Origin of the sequence: Micromonospora sp. M51 (assembly GCF_018070305.1) — a bacterium.
In the GTDB taxonomy this organism is placed as follows: domain Bacteria; phylum Actinomycetota; class Actinomycetes; order Mycobacteriales; family Micromonosporaceae; genus Micromonospora; species Micromonospora parva.
This window is the reverse complement of sequence record NZ_JAGPXZ010001508.1, coordinates 1-460: the sequence shown is the minus strand read 5'-3', so window position 1 is coordinate 460 and position 460 is coordinate 1. Positions and strand designations below refer to the sequence as shown.

Here is a 460-nt window from a genome sequence, read left to right as displayed (position 1 = left end):
CGGTGTAGCCGGAGTCCACCCGGACCCCCTCGCCCGTCGGCTCCACCCATGTCCTGATCACACCGGGGCCGGGCAGGAAGCGCTTCGGGTCCTCGGCGTTGATCCGCATCTCCATGGCGTGACCACCGGGGGTCAACGCGTCCGGGTCGAACGTCGGCGCCAGCCCGGAGGCCACCCGCAACTGCTCCTCGACCAGGTCGATGCCGTAGACGTACTCGGTCACCGGGTGCTCCACCTGCAACCGCGTGTTCATCTCCAGGAAGAAGAACTCCTCGGAACCGGAAGCAGCGCCAGTAGCGTCCCGCTGACGCGGGACCAACAGGCACTCCACAGTCCCCGCGTTGCGGTAGTCGACCGCCTCGCCGGCCCGCACCGCCGCCGCCAGCAGACGGGAGCGCAGCTCCGGCGAGACCGCCGGCGACGGGGACTCCTCGACCAGCTTCTGGTTGCGCCGCTGCAC

1 pseudogene is annotated in these 460 nt (G+C 70.2%); it reads right to left on the bottom strand.

The features are described 5' to 3' along the window. Positions 1–460 (bottom strand): annotated as a pseudogene (locus tag KBX53_RS35700) (biotin carboxylase); the annotation flags it as partial.